This window comes from Blastococcus sp. SYSU DS0541, from assembly GCF_054050875.1.
In genome coordinates this window covers 1-14,569 of record NZ_JBJHAD010000012.1, presented here as the reverse complement: position 1 = coordinate 14,569, position 14,569 = coordinate 1, and the positions used below count along the sequence as shown (strand labels likewise).

At 74.1% G+C, this 14,569-nt stretch carries 18 protein-coding genes; 9 read left to right on the top strand and 9 right to left on the bottom strand.

Annotated elements, in window-relative coordinates:
• Positions 1 to 21: 21 nt before the first annotated feature.
• Both ACI794_RS13770 and ACI794_RS13765 read right to left on the bottom strand, forming a co-directional pair.
• The gene (locus ACI794_RS13770; protein ID WP_456580203.1) at positions 22 to 696 is read right to left on the bottom strand and encodes a Crp/Fnr family transcriptional regulator; all 675 of its coding nucleotides are present in this window, start codon (positions 694 to 696) and stop codon (positions 22 to 24) included.
• A gap of 140 nt (positions 697 to 836) precedes the next feature.
• Entirely contained in the window at positions 837 to 1,076 is a 240-nt protein-coding gene (locus ACI794_RS13765) for a hypothetical protein (RefSeq protein ID WP_456580204.1), read from the bottom strand.
• A 99-nt stretch (positions 1,077 to 1,175) separates the two neighbouring features.
• Here ACI794_RS13765 and nth point away from each other — a divergent pair, with 99 nt between their 5' ends.
• Genes nth through ACI794_RS13740 form a run of 5 tightly spaced genes read left to right on the top strand, consistent with a single transcriptional unit; the run spans position 1,176 to position 4,966 of the window.
• Positions 1,176 to 1,976, top strand: a complete 801-nt coding sequence (gene nth, locus ACI794_RS13760) for an endonuclease III (protein ID WP_456603794.1) — start codon at positions 1,176 to 1,178, stop codon at positions 1,974 to 1,976.
• On the top strand, positions 1,976 to 2,548 hold the full coding sequence (locus ACI794_RS13755) for a TlpA family protein disulfide reductase (RefSeq protein WP_456603795.1): 573 nt from the start codon (positions 1,976 to 1,978) through the stop codon (positions 2,546 to 2,548). Before nth ends, ACI794_RS13755 begins: the two co-directional genes overlap by 1 nt.
• Positions 2,545 to 3,297, top strand: coding sequence for an NUDIX hydrolase (locus ACI794_RS13750; protein ID WP_456616642.1), 753 nt, complete (start codon positions 2,545 to 2,547; stop codon positions 3,295 to 3,297). The genes ACI794_RS13755 and ACI794_RS13750 overlap by 4 nt, the downstream gene beginning before the upstream one ends.
• Positions 3,294 to 3,782, top strand: a complete 489-nt coding sequence (locus ACI794_RS13745) for a plastocyanin/azurin family copper-binding protein (protein ID WP_456616641.1) — start codon at positions 3,294 to 3,296, stop codon at positions 3,780 to 3,782. Before ACI794_RS13750 ends, ACI794_RS13745 begins: the two co-directional genes overlap by 4 nt.
• 2 nt (positions 3,783 to 3,784) lie before the next feature.
• A complete protein-coding gene (locus tag ACI794_RS13740) occupies positions 3,785 to 4,966 on the top strand; it encodes a MarP family serine protease (RefSeq protein ID WP_456603798.1) in 1,182 nt (393 codons plus the stop codon).
• 115 nt (positions 4,967 to 5,081) lie between these two features.
• Here the strand turns inward: ACI794_RS13740 and ACI794_RS13735 are convergent, their stop codons facing one another.
• From ACI794_RS13735 to acs, 3 genes are all read right to left on the bottom strand, one after another.
• On the bottom strand, positions 5,082 to 6,008 hold the full coding sequence (locus ACI794_RS13735; protein WP_456603799.1) for an alpha/beta fold hydrolase: 927 nt from the start codon (positions 6,006 to 6,008) through the stop codon (positions 5,082 to 5,084).
• A gap of 5 nt (positions 6,009 to 6,013) precedes the next feature.
• Positions 6,014 to 6,514, bottom strand: a complete 501-nt coding sequence (locus tag ACI794_RS13730; protein WP_456603800.1) for a phage holin family protein — start codon at positions 6,512 to 6,514, stop codon at positions 6,014 to 6,016.
• A gap of 149 nt (positions 6,515 to 6,663) precedes the next feature.
• On the bottom strand, positions 6,664 to 8,613 hold the full coding sequence (acs, locus tag ACI794_RS13725; protein ID WP_456603801.1) for an acetate--CoA ligase: 1,950 nt from the start codon (positions 8,611 to 8,613) through the stop codon (positions 6,664 to 6,666).
• Positions 8,614 to 8,746: 133 nt separating this feature from the next.
• Here acs and ACI794_RS13720 point away from each other — a divergent pair, with 133 nt between their 5' ends.
• Together ACI794_RS13720 and ygiD are read left to right on the top strand one after the other, a co-directional pair.
• The gene (locus ACI794_RS13720) at positions 8,747 to 9,442 is read left to right on the top strand and encodes a (2Fe-2S)-binding protein (RefSeq protein WP_456616640.1); all 696 of its coding nucleotides are present in this window, start codon (positions 8,747 to 8,749) and stop codon (positions 9,440 to 9,442) included.
• An 86-nt stretch (positions 9,443 to 9,528) separates the two neighbouring features.
• The gene (gene ygiD, locus ACI794_RS13715) at positions 9,529 to 10,380 is read left to right on the top strand and encodes a 4,5-DOPA-extradiol-dioxygenase (protein WP_456580214.1); all 852 of its coding nucleotides are present in this window, start codon (positions 9,529 to 9,531) and stop codon (positions 10,378 to 10,380) included.
• 101 nt (positions 10,381 to 10,481) lie between these two features.
• On the opposite strand, the gene ACI794_RS13710 is transcribed toward ygiD, so the two are convergent.
• Genes ACI794_RS13710 through ACI794_RS13700 form a run of 3 tightly spaced genes read right to left on the bottom strand, consistent with a single transcriptional unit; the run spans position 10,482 to position 12,565 of the window.
• Positions 10,482 to 10,775: a helix-turn-helix transcriptional regulator gene (locus tag ACI794_RS13710; protein ID WP_456603803.1), complete on the bottom strand. Its 294-nt coding sequence runs from the start codon at positions 10,773 to 10,775 to the stop codon at positions 10,482 to 10,484.
• A gap of 3 nt (positions 10,776 to 10,778) precedes the next feature.
• On the bottom strand, positions 10,779 to 11,633 hold the full coding sequence (locus ACI794_RS13705) for an ABC transporter permease (protein WP_456603804.1): 855 nt from the start codon (positions 11,631 to 11,633) through the stop codon (positions 10,779 to 10,781).
• Positions 11,630 to 12,565 (bottom strand): ABC transporter ATP-binding protein, encoded by a 936-nt coding sequence (locus ACI794_RS13700; RefSeq protein WP_456603805.1) that lies wholly within the window; start codon positions 12,563 to 12,565, stop codon positions 11,630 to 11,632. The genes ACI794_RS13705 and ACI794_RS13700 overlap by 4 nt, the downstream gene beginning before the upstream one ends.
• 225 nt (positions 12,566 to 12,790) lie before the next feature.
• On the opposite strand from ACI794_RS13700, the gene ACI794_RS13695 reads away from it, so the two are divergent.
• Positions 12,791 to 13,627, top strand: a complete 837-nt coding sequence (locus ACI794_RS13695; RefSeq protein WP_456616639.1) for a hypothetical protein — start codon at positions 12,791 to 12,793, stop codon at positions 13,625 to 13,627.
• Positions 13,605 to 14,237, top strand: a complete 633-nt coding sequence (locus ACI794_RS13690) for a class F sortase (protein ID WP_456616638.1) — start codon at positions 13,605 to 13,607, stop codon at positions 14,235 to 14,237. Before ACI794_RS13695 ends, ACI794_RS13690 begins: the two co-directional genes overlap by 23 nt.
• Before the next feature lie 10 nt (positions 14,238 to 14,247).
• Here ACI794_RS13690 and ACI794_RS13685 read toward each other — a convergent pair.
• Positions 14,248 to 14,569, bottom strand: a 322-nt coding sequence (locus tag ACI794_RS13685) for a uroporphyrinogen-III C-methyltransferase (protein WP_456616637.1), incomplete at its 5' end; no start/stop codon positions are given.

The window sequence follows — 14,569 nt, the reverse complement described above, 5'->3', positions numbered from 1 at the left end:
GCGTTCAGCGGTGGGGTGCCGTCATCGCGCGCGGCGGCGCAGGCGCTCCTCGTCGAGGACGACGACGGACTTGCCCTGGAGCTGGATCCAGCCGCGGTGCACGAAGTCGGCGAGCGCCTTGTTGACCGTCTCGCGGGAGGCGCCGACCAGCTGGGCCAGCTCCTCCTGGGTCAGGTCGTGCTTGACCCGCAACCCGTCGTTGTCCCGGCTGCCGAACCGGTCGGCCATCTGCAGCAGCGCCTTGGCCACGCGGCCGGGGACGTCGGTGAAGATCAGGTCGGCGACCGAGTCGTTGGTGCGGCGGAGGCGCCGGGCCAGCACGCGCAGCAGCTGCTCGCCGATCTCCGGGTGCGCCTCGATCCAGGGCAGCAGCACCGACTGCGGCATCCGGGCCAGCTTGACGTCGGTGACGGCGGTGGCCGTCGCCGTGCGCGGCCCCGGGTCGAAGACCGACAGCTCGCCGAACTGGTCGGAGGGGCCCATGACCGCGAGCACGTTCTCCCGGCCGTCGGGCGACCGGCGGGACAGCTTGATCTTGCCGGTCATGACGATGTAGAGGCTGTCGCCGGGCTCGCCCTCGTTGAAGATCACCCGACCCCGGGGGAGGGTGATCGTCTCGAGACGGCTGATGACGGGGTCCACCGCATCCTCGGAGAGCCCCTGGAAGAGCCCCGACTGGGCCAGCACCTCGTCCACTGCACGTCCTCTCGCACTGTCTGCGGGCGCAGGGGTGCCCGCGCCCGACGTGAGTCTAGGTGGCTGTGCGGTCGGTCACCCGTTCGGTGGTCCGGTCGTCCCTCCTCGGAGCGAGATGACCGGCGCCACAGCCGGGCCGCTCAGACCAGGGGCGGGTTCTCGGAACGCCGGCTGCGGTGCCGGCGACGCCGCCAGCGGAACAGCGCCCGCCGGATGCCCGAGGTGGCCAGGGTGTCGACCTCGCCGGGCGTGGCCGTGTCCAGGAACTCGCTGACCTCGCGCGGCGACGCCGGGCGGCGGAGGGGTTCCTCGACCCGCTCCATCACCAGCAGGAAGGCGATCAGCAGCGGCGGGAAGAGGATGACACTGAGGGCGACCATCCCGATCTCCTCTGCTTCGTCGGCGGGACGGGGGAAGCGGACCGTCCTCGATCATGGCACGCCGGGAGACGGTCAGCCGGGCCGCATACCCTCGACCGCGTGTCCGCCCCCGCGTCCTCACCGGCCTACGCGCGCCCCACCCGGGTCCGGCGCCCCACCCCAGCCGCACTGACCGGGGCGTCGCCGTACGACCCGGGGGAGACCCCGCTGGCCCGCACCCGCCGGGCCCGCCGCATGGCCCGCGAGCTGGCCGTCATCCACCCCGACGCGCACTGCGAGCTCGACTTCACCAACGCCTTCGAGCTGCTGGTCGCCACGGTGCTGTCGGCGCAGACCACCGACAAGATGGTCAACAAGGTGACGCCGACGCTCTTCGCCCGCTACCCCGACGCGGTCGCCCTCGCCGGCGCCGACCGGGAGGAGCTGGAGACCATCCTCAAGCCCACCGGCTTCTTCCGGGCCAAGGCGAACTCGGTGCTGGGGCTGAGCCAGGCCCTCGTCGAGCGCTTCGACGGCGAGGTGCCCGCCCGGATGGCCGACCTGGTGACGCTGCCCGGCGTGGGGCGCAAGACGGCGAACGTCGTGCTGGGCAACGCGTTCGGCGTCCCCGGGCTGACCGTGGACACCCACTTCGGCCGCCTGGTCCGCCGGTTCGGCTGGACGGCGGAGGAGGACCCGGTCAAGGTCGAGGCGGAGATCGCGCAGCTGGTGCCCAAGAAGGAGTGGACGGACTTCAGCCACCGGGTGATCTTCCACGGCCGCCGCGTGTGCCACGCGAAGAAGGCCGCCTGCGGCGCCTGCGGCCTGGCCCGGTGGTGCCCCTCGTTCGGCATCGGCCCGGTCGACCCGGAGCTGGCGCTCGCGCTCGTGAAGACCCCGAGCGCTTCGGACACCGAGTGATGCGCCGCCTCGCCCTCACCGCGGTCGGGCTGCTCGCCCTCGCCGGCTGCACCTCGGACGACGGCGGGGGAGCGGCCGCTGCGCCGTCGTCGTCCCCGCCGGCCGAGGCGCTGACGGCCTGCCCCGAGCAGCCCGGCGCCGCGGCCGCCGGAGCCGAGCTCCTGCCCCCGCTGTCCTTCGACTGCCCCGGCGGCGGGTCCCTCGATCTGGCCCGCGCCCCCGGCGTCCCCACCGTGGTCAACCTCTGGGGCAGCTGGTGCCCGCCGTGCCGGGAGGAGATGCCGCTGCTCCAGGGGTTCTCCGAGCTCGCCGGTGACCGCGTCCGGATGGTCGGCGTGATCAGCAAGGACGGGTTGCCGCAGGCCGCCTCGTTCGCGCAGGACGCGGGCGTCACCTTCCCCAGCGCGTACGACGGCGAGGGGCAGCTCATGGCGGAGCTGGGCCTGAACGCCTTGCCGTTCACCTACTTCCTCGACGCCGAGGGCGGGCTGGTGCACACCGAAGCCGGTCCGGTCAGCTCGGTGGAGGAGCTCCGCGGGCTTGTCGCCGAGCACCTGGGGGTGCAGCTGTGACCGCCACCGACGGGCTGCCCGCGTACCTGCAGCGGCTGGTCGAGCGGGCCGACGACCTCCCGCTGCGCCACCGCATGCCGCAGGCCACCGCGACCGCGCGCCGCTCCGCCGTCCTCATCCTGTTCGGCGAGGGGCCGGCCGGGCCCGACCTGCTGCTGATCGAGAAGTCCGCGCACCTGCGCAGCCACGCGGGTCAGCCCGCGTTCCCCGGGGGCGGGGTCGACCCGGGGGACGACTTCCCGGTGGGCACCGCGCTGCGCGAGGCGCACGAGGAGGCGGGCGTCGACCCCGACGGGGTGCGGGTCGTGGCCACGCTCCAGGAGCTCTTCGTGCCGCCGTCGAACCGGCTGGTCGTCCCTGTCGTGGGCTGGTGGGACGACCCGCGCGACGTCACGGTGGGCGACCCGGACGAGGTGGCCCGCGTGGCGCGGGTGCCGCTGGCAGACCTCGTCGACCCGGCCAACCGCTACCGCGTGCGGCACCCGGCCGGCTTCATCGGGCCGGCGTTCTGCGTCGCCGACATGGAGGTGTGGGGCTTCACCGCCGGGCTGCTGGACGCGATCCTCGAGGCCGCGGGGCTGGCCCGGCCGTGGAACGCCGCCGACGTCCGGCCGATCGACCCGGTGCGGCTCCGCCCGTACACGCTGCCCGGCTCCGGGGACGACGACCCGGCGAGCGACACCGCCGCGCCGACGGTGGCCGATCCCGCGCCCGACGGCGCCGCGGCGCGTACGGTTCGGCCCCGATGAGCGCGAGGAGGACCGCCCTGCCCACCACCGCTGGCCGGCTCGCGGCGGGCCCGCGCGAGAAGGCCCTGGCGGTCGCGGTCGCGCTGGCCCTGCTCACGGGGTGCGGCGGCGGCGGTGGCGGCGCGGCGGCGGAGACGACCGCGGCGCCGGCCGCCGAGGGGCTCGGTGAGGTCACGATCGCCGAGGACGGCGTCCAGGAGGTCACCCTCCAGACCCAGGACGACTACGTCTTCACCCCCGCCACCTTCACCGTCGAGCCGGGGACGGTGCGGCTGACCCTGGTGAACGTCGCCGAGGGCATGCCGCACAACCTCGAGTTCACCGACGCCGAGCTGCCCGAGCCCGTCGACGCCGGGTTCTCCCTGCTCGCCGCCGGCGAGGAGGAGACGATCGAGTTCGAGGTGACGACGCCGGGCGAGTACCCCTTCGCCTGCACCTTCCACCTCCAGCTCGGGCAGGTGGGCACGATGACGGTCAGCGGGTAGCGGTGTCCCTGGTCGACCTGCTGCTCATCACGCTCGCCCTCGTGTTCGCCCTCTCCGGGTTCCGGCAGGGCCTGCTCGTCTCGGCCACCTCGATCCTCGGCTTCCTCGGCGGGGCCGTCCTCGGCGCGCAGCTGGCCGGGCCGGTCGCCGACCGCATCGACGGCTCCAGCGTGAGCAGGGTCTTCGCCGCGCTGGTGGTCGTGCTCGCCGGAGCGCTGCTCGGCCAGATCCTGGCGGGGGCGGCGGGCCGGGCGCTGCGCTCCCGGGTCACCTGGGAGCCGGCCAAGATGGTCGACTCCGTCGCCGGAGCGGTGGTGTCGGCGGCCGCGGTGCTGCTCGTCGCGTGGATGGTCGCCTCCCCGCTGGCCAGCTCGCCGTTCCCCCAGGTGGCCGGGCAGGTGCGTCAGTCGGCGCTGGTGCAGGCCGTGGACGAGGTCGTCCCCGACGAGGTGCGCACCGTCTACGAGGACCTGCGCGAGGCCATCGACCGGCGCGGGCTGCCCGACGTCCTCGACCCGCTGACCCCCACGCAGGCGCGCGAGGTCCCGGCCCCCGACCCCGAGCTGCAGAACAGCACCGTGGTCGAGTCCGTCCAGGGCTCGGTGGTGCGGATCCGCGGCGTGGCGCCGTCCTGCTCGCGGCAGATCGACGGCTCCGGCTTCGTCTACGCGCCGGAACGCGTCATGACCAACGCCCACGTGCTCGCCGGCGTCAGCGACCCGGTCGTGGTCGCCGAGGGCCGGGAGTACGACGCAGTGCCGGTCGTGGTCGACGAGGAGATCGACGTCGCGGTGCTCGCCGTGCCCGGGCTGCCGCAGGTGCCGCTGCGGTTCAGCGCCGGCACGGCCGACTCCGGCGACGACGCGATCATCATGGGCTTCCCCGGCGGCGGGCCGCTGTACGTCGGGCCCGCCCGCGTCCGGGACCGCGGCGAGATCAGCGGCCCCGACTTCCGCAACACGCAGACCGTCGTCCGCGACGTCTACGCCCTGTTCGGCCAGGTGCGCGCCGGCAACTCCGGCGGGCCGCTGTTCGCCCCCGACGGCAGCGTGCTCGGCGTGGTCTTCGCCTCGGCGATCGACGACCCGCAGACCGGCTACGCGCTCACCGGCCCCCAGGTCGCCGGGGCCGCCGAGGCGGGCAACGTCGCCCGCACCGAGGTCCCGACGGGGCCCTGCGAGTAGAAGGACCCCTTCGCCCCCCAGCCTTCGCAAGCTCAGGCCGGGGCCCTGCGAAGGGGCCGTTCCAGCCGCTCACCAGGGGCCGTTCCATCCGCTCACCGCGGGCCGCTCCGCTGCGCTACGCGGCCCAGGCGGCGATGGCCCGGGTGATCTCGCCGGGGGACTCCTCCTGCGGGAAGTGGCCGATGCCGGGGAGCTCGCGCCACTCGTAGGCGCCTGCGACGTAGCGGCCCGAGCCGCGCGCCGTCCCCGGGAGGATGTAGGGGTCGTCCGCGCCGTGCAGCTGCAGGGTCGGGGCGGTGATGGGGGCGGCCATCCGGCGGGCGTAGCGCAGCCCGTCGGGGCGCAGCTGCGACCGGCCGGCCCAGCGGTAGTACTCCATCGCCCCGTAGGCGGCCTGCGGGATGCGCGCCGCGGCGCGGTAGCGCTCCACCGCCGCGGCGAAGTCGGCCGTGCGGGCCCACTCCTGGCCGGCCCAGCGCTGCATCAGGTCGGCGACGGGGTCGTCGTCGATCCGGGTCATCCGCCGTTCGGGCAGCCGCGGCAGCTGGAAGCCGAGCGTGTGCCGCAGCGCCCGGCGCTGCCGGCGGTCGGTCATGCCGGCCCGCAGCAGCCGGGGGTGCGCCGTCGAGACGACCACCAGCCGGCGGACCACCCGCGGGTGCAGCGCGGCCGCCGTCCAGCCCAGCAGGCCACCCCAGTCGTGCCCCACGACGACGGCGTCGCGCTCACCGAGCGCCCGCACCAGCGCCGCGACGTCCGAGGAGAGGGTGGGCAGGTCGTACCCGCGGGGCGGCTTGTCGCTCGCCCCGTAGCCCCGCAGGTCCGGCGCCACCACCCGGAACCCGGCCTCGGCCAGCCCGGTGAGCTGGGCGCGCCAGGTCCACCAGAACTGCGGGAAGCCGTGGAGCAGCAGGACCAGCGGCCCGTCCCCGGCCTCCGCCGCGTGCAGCCGCACGCCGTTGGCGGAGATGTCGCGGTGGGTCCACGGACCCGGGAGCAGGACGCTGATGGCGTCGGGACGGCCGTCCGGCGGGACGGTCATCGGCCTCAGACCCGGTAGGGCCCGTTGCCGCGCAGCTCCACCTTGCCGCCGCTCACGACGGGGACCTCGCGGTGCCGGGCGCCGGGGGCCTCGCGGTGCATGACCTCGGGGAGCTCGCGCAGGGACTCGATCGTGCGCTCCGGCTTCTCCACCTTCTTGATCATCTTCTTCCCGACGAGGGCCGCGATGCCGGCCAGCGTGATCAGCAGGAGGAAGACGATGGCGTAGGAGATCCACCGCGCGAGGCCGAGCCAGGTGAGGAACTCGGCCAGGGCGATGAAGAAGAAGATGCCGGCGAAGGCGGCGAGCACGCCGGCCGCGGCGAACGAGGCGGCCCCGATGCCGCCCTTCTTCGCCGAGGCACCGATCTCCGCTTTGGCGAGCTCGATCTCGTTGCGCACCAGCGTCGAGACGTCGGCCATCGCGCTCTGCACCAGCGTGCCGATGGAGGGCTCGGCCGCCGCACTGCTGCCGTCGGTGCGGGTGGTCGACACACTGTGGGCCACGGGTGGCTCTCCTCCGGTCGGGCGGTGCTGGTCAGGACGATCGTGCCCCATGATCACCGGGACCGCGTCCTGATCTCGGCGAGGCAGAGGAAGCTTTCCCTGCGGTCCCGTGGGTCGAGACGCAGGGAGAGCTTCCTATGCCCGTGGGGTCAGCCCTCCGCGGGGGCGGCGGGGAGCTTCTCCTTGATCATGTTCATCACCGACGAGTCGGTCAGCGTGGTGACGTCGCCCAGCTCCCGGTTCTCGGCGATGTCGCGCAGCAGCCGGCGCATGATCTTCCCGGAGCGGGTCTTGGGCAGCTCCTGCACGACCATGATCTGGCGGGGCTTGGCGATCGGGCCGATGTCGCGGGCCACGTGGTTGCGCAGCGTCTGCACCAGTTCGTCGCCGGAGTCCTCGGCGTTCCCGCGGAGGATGACGAAGGCGACGATCCCCTGGCCCGTGGTCGGGTCGCTGGCGCCGACGACGGCGGCCTCCGCGACCGTCGGGTGGCCGACCAGCGAGGACTCCACCTCGGTCGTGGAGATGCGGTGGCCGGACACGTTCATCACGTCGTCCACCCGGCCGAGCAGCCAGATGTTGCCCTCGGCGTCCTTCTTGGCGCCGTCCCCGGCGAAGTAGACGTTCGTGCCGAACCGCGACCAGTAGGTGTCCACGTAGCGGTCGTCGTCGCCCCAGATGGTGCGCAGCATCGCCGGCCAGGGCTCGGTGAGCACCAGCAGCCCGGTGGAGTCGTCGGTGAGCTCGTTGCCCTCGTCGTCGACGACCTTCGCGGAGATGCCGGGGAAGGGGTGCTGGGCCGAGCCGGGCGTCAGGGTGGTGACGCCGGGCAGCGGGGTGAGCATGTGCGCCCCGGTCTCGGTCTGCCACCAGGTGTCCATGATCGGGCAGCGGCCGCCGCCGATGTGCTCGTGGTACCAGAGCCACGCCTCGGGGTTGATGGGCTCGCCGACCGAGCCGAGCAGCCGCAGCGAGCTGAGGTCGAAGCCGGCGGGGACGTCCTCGCCCCACTTCATGAACGTGCGGATCACCGTGGGCGCGGTGTAGAGGATCGTCACGCCGTACTTCTGGATCAGCTCGAACCAGCGGCCGCGGTGCGGCGTCTCCGGCGTCCCCTCGTACATGACCGAGGTGGCCCGGTTGGCCAGCGGCCCGTAGACGATGTAGCTGTGGCCGGTCACCCAGCCGACGTCGGCCGCCGTCCAGAAGATGTCGGTGTCGGGCTTGAGGTCGAACGTCGCCCAGTGCGTGTAGGCGACCTGGGTCAGGTAGCCGCCGGACGTGTGCAGGATGCCCTTCGGCTTCGCCGTCGTGCCCGAGGTGTACATGATGTAGAGCGGGTGCTCGGCGTCGAAGAACTCGCACGCGTGCTCGGTGGACTGCCGGCCGACGACGTCGTCCCACCACAGGTCGCGGCCCTCGGTCCACTCCACGTCCTGCTCGGTCCGCTTCACCACCAGGACGTTGCGGACGCCGGGGCTGCGGCCCACCGCGTCGTCGACGGCGGGCTTGAGGGCGCTCGGCGCACCGCGGCGGTAGCCGCCGTCGGCGGTGATGACCAGGACGGCGCCGGCGTCGTCGAGCCGGCTCGCCAGGGCGTCGGCGGAGAAGCCACCGAAGACGACCATGTGCACCGCGCCGATGCGCGCGCAGGCCAGCATCGAGATGATCGCCTCGGGGATCATCGGCAGGTAGATCGCCACTCGGTCACCGGCGTTCACGCCGAGCTCGGTGAGCGCGTTCGCGGCCTTGCTCACCTCGTCCTTGAGCTGGGCGTAGGTGATCGTGCGGGTGTCGCCCGGCTCGCCCTCCCAGTGGTAGGCCACCTGCTCGCCGTGCCCGGCCTCGACGTGCCGGTCGACGCAGTTGTAGGCCACGTTGAGCTTGCCGCCGACGAACCACTTGGCGAAGGGCGGGTTGCTCCAGTCGAGCACCTCGTCCCACTCCCGGTCCCAGGTCAGCCGGCGCGCCGCGGACTCCCAGAACGCCAGCCGGTCGCGGGCGGCCTCGTCGTAGACGTCGGGGCCGACGTTCGCCTGGGCCGCGAGTGCCTCCGGCGGCGCGAAGGTCCGGCCGTCCACCTGGGTCGTCTCGCTCATGGGGTCCCTCCCGAGTCCGGCGCCGCGTGCCACCCGCGGCGGTGCAGCGTGTTCCACGACACACCGTATGGCCGTAGCGCCCGGTCGTCTGCCCCACGAGACGCGCGGAGCGACGACCGGCCACACTGGCCCGGTGAGCGGTCCGCAGGCGCAGGTCGCAGCCCGCATCCCCGGCGCCGCGGCCCTCGGCCTGGTCCCCCCGCCGGGGGCGGTCGCCGTCCCCGTGGAGCGGTTGGCCGACCCGGTGCTGCTGGGGCGCCTGCTCACGGCCCGGGGCGCCGGCGAGCTGCGGGTGCGGGCCACGGTGTGGTGGTACTCGGCGTCGGCGGTGCTCATGGCGCCCGTGCTGGCCGGGCTGGCCGCCGGTCGGCCGCTGTCGGGGCGGCCCGGGGACGTCACGGTCTTCCTCGGCCCGGGCGGGCTCCCGGTGGCCGCGCTGTCGTCCGCGATCGGGAAGGAGCCGGCCACCGGGCTCCGCGAGACGCTGTCGGCGGTGATCCCCGCGCTGGCCGAGGCCGGGGCGATGCGACCCCGGCCGCTGTGGGCCATCGCCACCGACTCGCTGGCCAACGGGCTGCTGACCCTCGGGCGGGCCCTCGGGGATGTCGCCGCCGTCACCGCCCTCGCCGTCCCGCTGGCCGGGGCGGTCGGTCCGCCGCTGCCGGCGCCCCGCTACGTCGACGTCGACGGCGTGCTGTTCACCTCGCGGGCGTCCTGCTGCCTGGTCGACCGCCTCCCGCACGGCGCGACCTGCCTGTCCTGCCCCCGCCGCCCGCCGGCCGAGCGGCGGATCCTGCTCGAGGACGCGGCCCGCCGGCTGCCCCGCTGAGCGGTCGTTCCGGGTGCGGCCGCGACGTCGCACCGGGAGGCACCGCGGGAGATGATCGGCCGACGCCACGAGAGCGGAGGTCAGCGATGCCCGTGATGCCTGCCGCGTTCTTCGGTCACGGCAATCCGATGAACGCCCTGGAGAGCAACCGCTACACGGAGGCCTGGCGGGCCTTCGGCCGATCCGTGCCCCGGCCCCGGGCCATCCTGGTCGTCTCCGCGCACTGGTACGTGCAGGCGACCGCGGTCACGGCGATGCCCAGGCCGCGGACCATCCACGACTTCTTCGGCTTCCCGCGGGAGCTCTTCGACGTGCGGTACGAGCCACCGGGGCTGCCCGAGCTGTACGAGGAGGTGGCCGACATCGTGCACCCGACGTGGGTCGGCGCCGACCACGACAGCTGGGGCATCGACCACGGCACGTGGTCGGTGCTGATGCACGCCTTCCCCGACGCCGACATCCCCGTGGTGCAGCTGTCGATCAACGCGCTGAAGCCCTTCGACTACCACCTCCAGCTGGGGGCGGCGCTGGCGCCGCTGCGCGAGGACGGCGTGCTGGTGATCGGCAGCGGCAACGTCGTGCACAACCTCGGCGGCGTCAGCCGGGCGCTGCCCGATGCCGGCTTCGACTGGGCGCAGCGGTTCGACGAGGCCGCCAAGGAGCGCATGCTCACCGACCCCGCCGACCTCGGCCGGCTGGACGGGCACCGCGACTTCGACCTCGCCGTCCCGACGCCGGACCACTTCCTCCCGCTGCTCTACGTCGCAGGCGTCGCCGGTGCCACCTCCGCGCCGGTCGACGTGCTCGTCGACGGGTACGCCTACGGCTCGCTGTCGATGACCGCCTACAGCGTGGGCATGGACGCCCCCGAGGTGTCGGGGTCGGGCGTCGCCGCGGCGCTGCCCGAGGGTCCGCCCCCGGACGGGGCCAACATCTGAGGAAGGACCCCGTCGCCCCCCCACCCTCCGCAGGCTCACGGCGGGTCCCTGCGAGGGGGCCGTTCCAGCACGTCACCGGGGTCAATTCCCGCGGGTGAGGCTCAGGCGGTGCGGGGGCCCTCCTCGGCGGGGGCGCGGTGGAGGTCGGTGATCCGGGGGAAGGGCCGGGTCGAGAACACCGCTTCGACCGGCACGCCGAAGAACTCGGCGATGCGCAGCGCCAGGTGCAGGCTCGGGTTGTACTCGCCGCGCTCCAGGTAGCCGACGGTCTGGTAGTGGACGCCGAGCGCGTCGGCGAGCTCCCGCCGGGTCACCTGCTGCTCGGCGCGCAGCAGCGCGATCCGGTTGTGGACGGCGTCGCCGGTGCGGTCACCGGTGGGTCGTTCGGGTGCCACCGATCAGTGCACCCACTGCAGGGTGGCCTCGCGGGCCGCCTGCACCTGCGACCCGGACTGCCGGCGGGCCATGCGGCGCAGCACCCGGGGGGTGACCAGCGCACCGAACACCGCCCAGGCGGCCAGCACGAGCACCGTCACACCGGTCCGCCACGAGTCGCCGAGCTCCACGGTGACCGCCGAGTCGGGGAGGAACGCCGACCGCAGCCCGAGTCCGATCCAGTAGATCGGGAAGACCTGGGCGACCGCCTGCACCCAGCCCCACATCACCTGGATCGGGAAGAAGATGCCCGAGATGGCGGTGAGCAGCAGGACCGGCAGCATCCCCCAGGTCCCCACCTTCTGCGTGCTCGGCACCACCGACCCCAGGATCATGCCCAGCGGCAGGGTGGCGAGCATGCCGAGGACGATCACCCAGGCGACGGTGCCCCACCCGGCCGCGCCGCCGTGCATCAGGCCGTCGAAGAGCAGGAAGCTCGGCACGAGGATGGTCAGCAGCGACGGGAACAGGCCGAGGGAGTGGTAGGTCAGCTGCCCGGTCACGTAGCCCGGCATGCCGTGGGGGAGCGCCTTGTGCCGCAGCAGCGTGCCGTCCTCGCGCTCCATGGCCAGCGCGAACGCCGGGCCGATGACCACGCCGAAGGCCACCAGCGCCCCGAGGATGCTCGGCAGGGCGTACGTCGGGTACATCAGCCCGGTGCCTTCCAGCTCGTTGTCGCGGTTGAACCAGAGGTAGGCCAGCGTGCCGACGGCGGTGAACAGGTAGAAGCCCTGGTCCTGGGGGCTGCGCAGGCTGAGCAGGAACTCCGTCCAGCCGCGGCGCAGGCCGAGCGCGATGGCGTGCCGGGTGGGGTTCATCGGGCGACCTCCTCCAGGACCGGTCCGGCCGGGCTGCCGGACTCGAAGCGCTGCACCATCGCCAGGTAGGTGTCCTCGAGGCTGGCGCGGCGGACCTCGAGGTCGGTGAGCCGGTCGCCGTGCTCCTCGAAGAGCCGGCGCACGAACGGGACGACGTCGTCGGTCGGGTGCACGTAGCGCTCGCTGCCGCAGGCCCAGTGCACCTCGGCCGTGCCGGCGACCTGGCGGGTCAGCTCCTCCGCGCTGCCGGACGCGACGATCCGGCCGTGGGCGAGGATGAGGATCCGATCGGCCAGCTTCTCCGCCTCCGCCAGGTCGTGGGTGGTGAGCAGGATGCTCGTCCCCTCCAGGTCGGAGAGCCGGTGCACCAGGTCGTGGAAGTCCCGCCGGGCCTGCGGGTCGAAGCCGGCCGTCGGCTCGTCGAGGAAGAGCAGCTCCGGGCGGCCGATGATGCCGACGGCGACGTCGAGCCGGCGGCGCTGGCCGCCGGAGAGCGTCCCGATCTTGCGGTCGGCGTGCTCACCGAGCCCCACGGTGGCCAGCAGGTGGTCGACGTCGTACGGGCGGGGCCGCTCGGGGGTCGAGTAGGGCGTGAAGTAGCCGCCCAGCTGGGTGAGCAGCCGGCGCGGCGTCCAGCGGGCGTGGTCGCGCCACGACTGGAGCACCACGCCGACGCGGGCGCGCCAGGCGTCGCCCGCGGTGGCCGGGTCCTCCCCGAGCACCTGCACCTCGCCGGCCGACGGCAGCCGGAAGCCCTCGAGGATCTCGATCGTCGTGGTCTTGCCGGCGCCGTTGGGACCCAGCAGGCAGACCACCTCGCCCGGGCGGACGTCGAGGTCGACGCCGGTGAGGACCTCCTGCTCGCCGTAGGCCATCCGCAGCCCCCGGGTCCGGACGACCGGTTCGCCTGACGTGTCCCGCTGAGGACCCATGCCGCCACATCCCTGTGCGCTCGTCTGTGCGCCAGATAGTAGGTCTGCTATATCCGCAGCACAAGTGCACCGAGCGAGGCGTCGCCGACGGCCATGTGGGCGTCACCGTCCGGCTGCGGAGAGCGAAGACGCTCCGCGAAGACGGACGGATCCGTCACCTCCGGCGCGCGACCTCGTTACGTGTGTGCAAGTGGCGTCACACGTACCAGTACCGGGAGGCACTCCTTGTCGTCGCGTTCCCTGCACCGCACCGGACGGCCGCGCGGCCGCCGGGCCCTGGTCGCGTCGGGGCTCGCCGCCGCGCTCGTGGCCGTTCCCGGTCTCGCCCGTGCGGACGAGCCGGCGGACCCGCTGCAGCCGGTGACCGACATCCTGGAGGGCGTGGTCGGCGACGGCTCCGTGCCCGTGGTCCCCGAGGCCCCGGGCCTCCCCGGCGCACCCGCTGAGGAGGGCGCGGAGCCCGGCGACGACGACGGGGAGCCCGACGTCGTCCCCGTGCCCGCCGTGGCGGTGCCGGCCGAGCTGGAGGCGGCGCTGCAGCAGCTGGCCGCGGCGCTCGGGCTCCCGGAGAGCTGCGTGACCGGCATCGTGGACTCCGTCGAGCTGGTGGTCGAGGGGCTCGTGGCCGTCCCCGTCGAGCTGGTCGACGTGGTCGCCGACCTCCGCGACGCGCTCGAGGGCGTGGCCGGCGGTGGTGGCCTGGAGGGGCTGCTCGGCCTCGGCGAGGAGCTGCAGGGCGCCCTCGACCCCGCGCTGGTCAGCGACTCCGCCGTCGTCGAGGGCCTGCACCTGCTGGCCGAGACCCTGCCCACCTGCGTCCCGGCGCTGCCGGCCGAGGAGGAGCCGCCGGCTCCCTCGCCGGACCCGGCGCCCGCAGTGCCCGCGCCGGTCGAGCACCCGGTGGCGCAGCCCGTCACCTACCCCGGGTACGCCCCCACCGGTGCGGAGCAGGAGGACGACGGCGTCCCCCGAGCGCTGGGCGCCCTGGCGCTCGCCGTCGTGGCCGGTGCGGGGAGCGCCGGCCGGCTGAGGTCCCGTCGTGCGGCCGACCCGGGCGCCTGACCTCCGCACCGTCGCGGCCTTCCTCGTCACCCTGGCGACCGGCCTCGCGGTGCTGTGGGTCGTCACCGCCCGCCCGCCGGCCGGGGACGACGCGGTGTTCGCGCTGTCGGAGGAGGCGGCCGCGGGGCCGATCGTGCCCGCGTGGCTGGCCATCCCGGCCATCGGCGTGGACACCGTGGTCGAAGCCCGCGGCACGGTGGCCTACGAGAACCCGTTCACCGGGCAGACCGTCGACGGCTACGGGGTCCCGGAGTCGATGCTGACCACCTCGTGGTGGTCCGACGGCCCGGCGCCCGGCTCGGGTCGGATGGCGGTGGTCCTGGGACACCAGCAGGACGGCGGCGAGGCCGTCTTCAACCGTCTGCACGAGCTCGCCCCCGGCGACGAGGTGGTGCTGCGCGACGCCGAGGGCGCGGTCCTGCGGCTGAGCGTGCTCGGCGAACCCCTCACCGGCCTGGACAAGGGGACCTCGGCGCTCTCGGACGCGCTCAACGGCCACCCGGCGGAGGCCGACGTCGCGCTGGTGACCTGCGGCGGCGAGTTCGACGAGGCCGCGGGGACCAGCACCGAGAACACCGTGGTGTTCGCGAGCCTGGCCGAGGGCGCCTAGCTGTACCCACCTAGCCCTCCGCGAGCGCGACCACCTCGCCGACGACCCAGACCGCCGGGGGACGGACGGTGTGCTCGATGAGGGTGGCGGGGAGGCCGGCGAGGGTGGTGCGCAGGGTGCGCTGGGTGGGGGTGGAGCCGTCGGAGACGACGGCGACGGGGGTGTCGGGTGCGCGCCCGTGCTGGATGAGGGCGGCGGCGATGGCGGGGGCGGTGTCGACGCCCATGAGGACGACGAGGGTGCCGCGGAGGCGGCCGAGGGCGGGCCAGTCGACGAGGGATGCGGGGTGGTCGGGGGGCAGGTGGCCGGAGACGACGACGAACTCGTGGGTG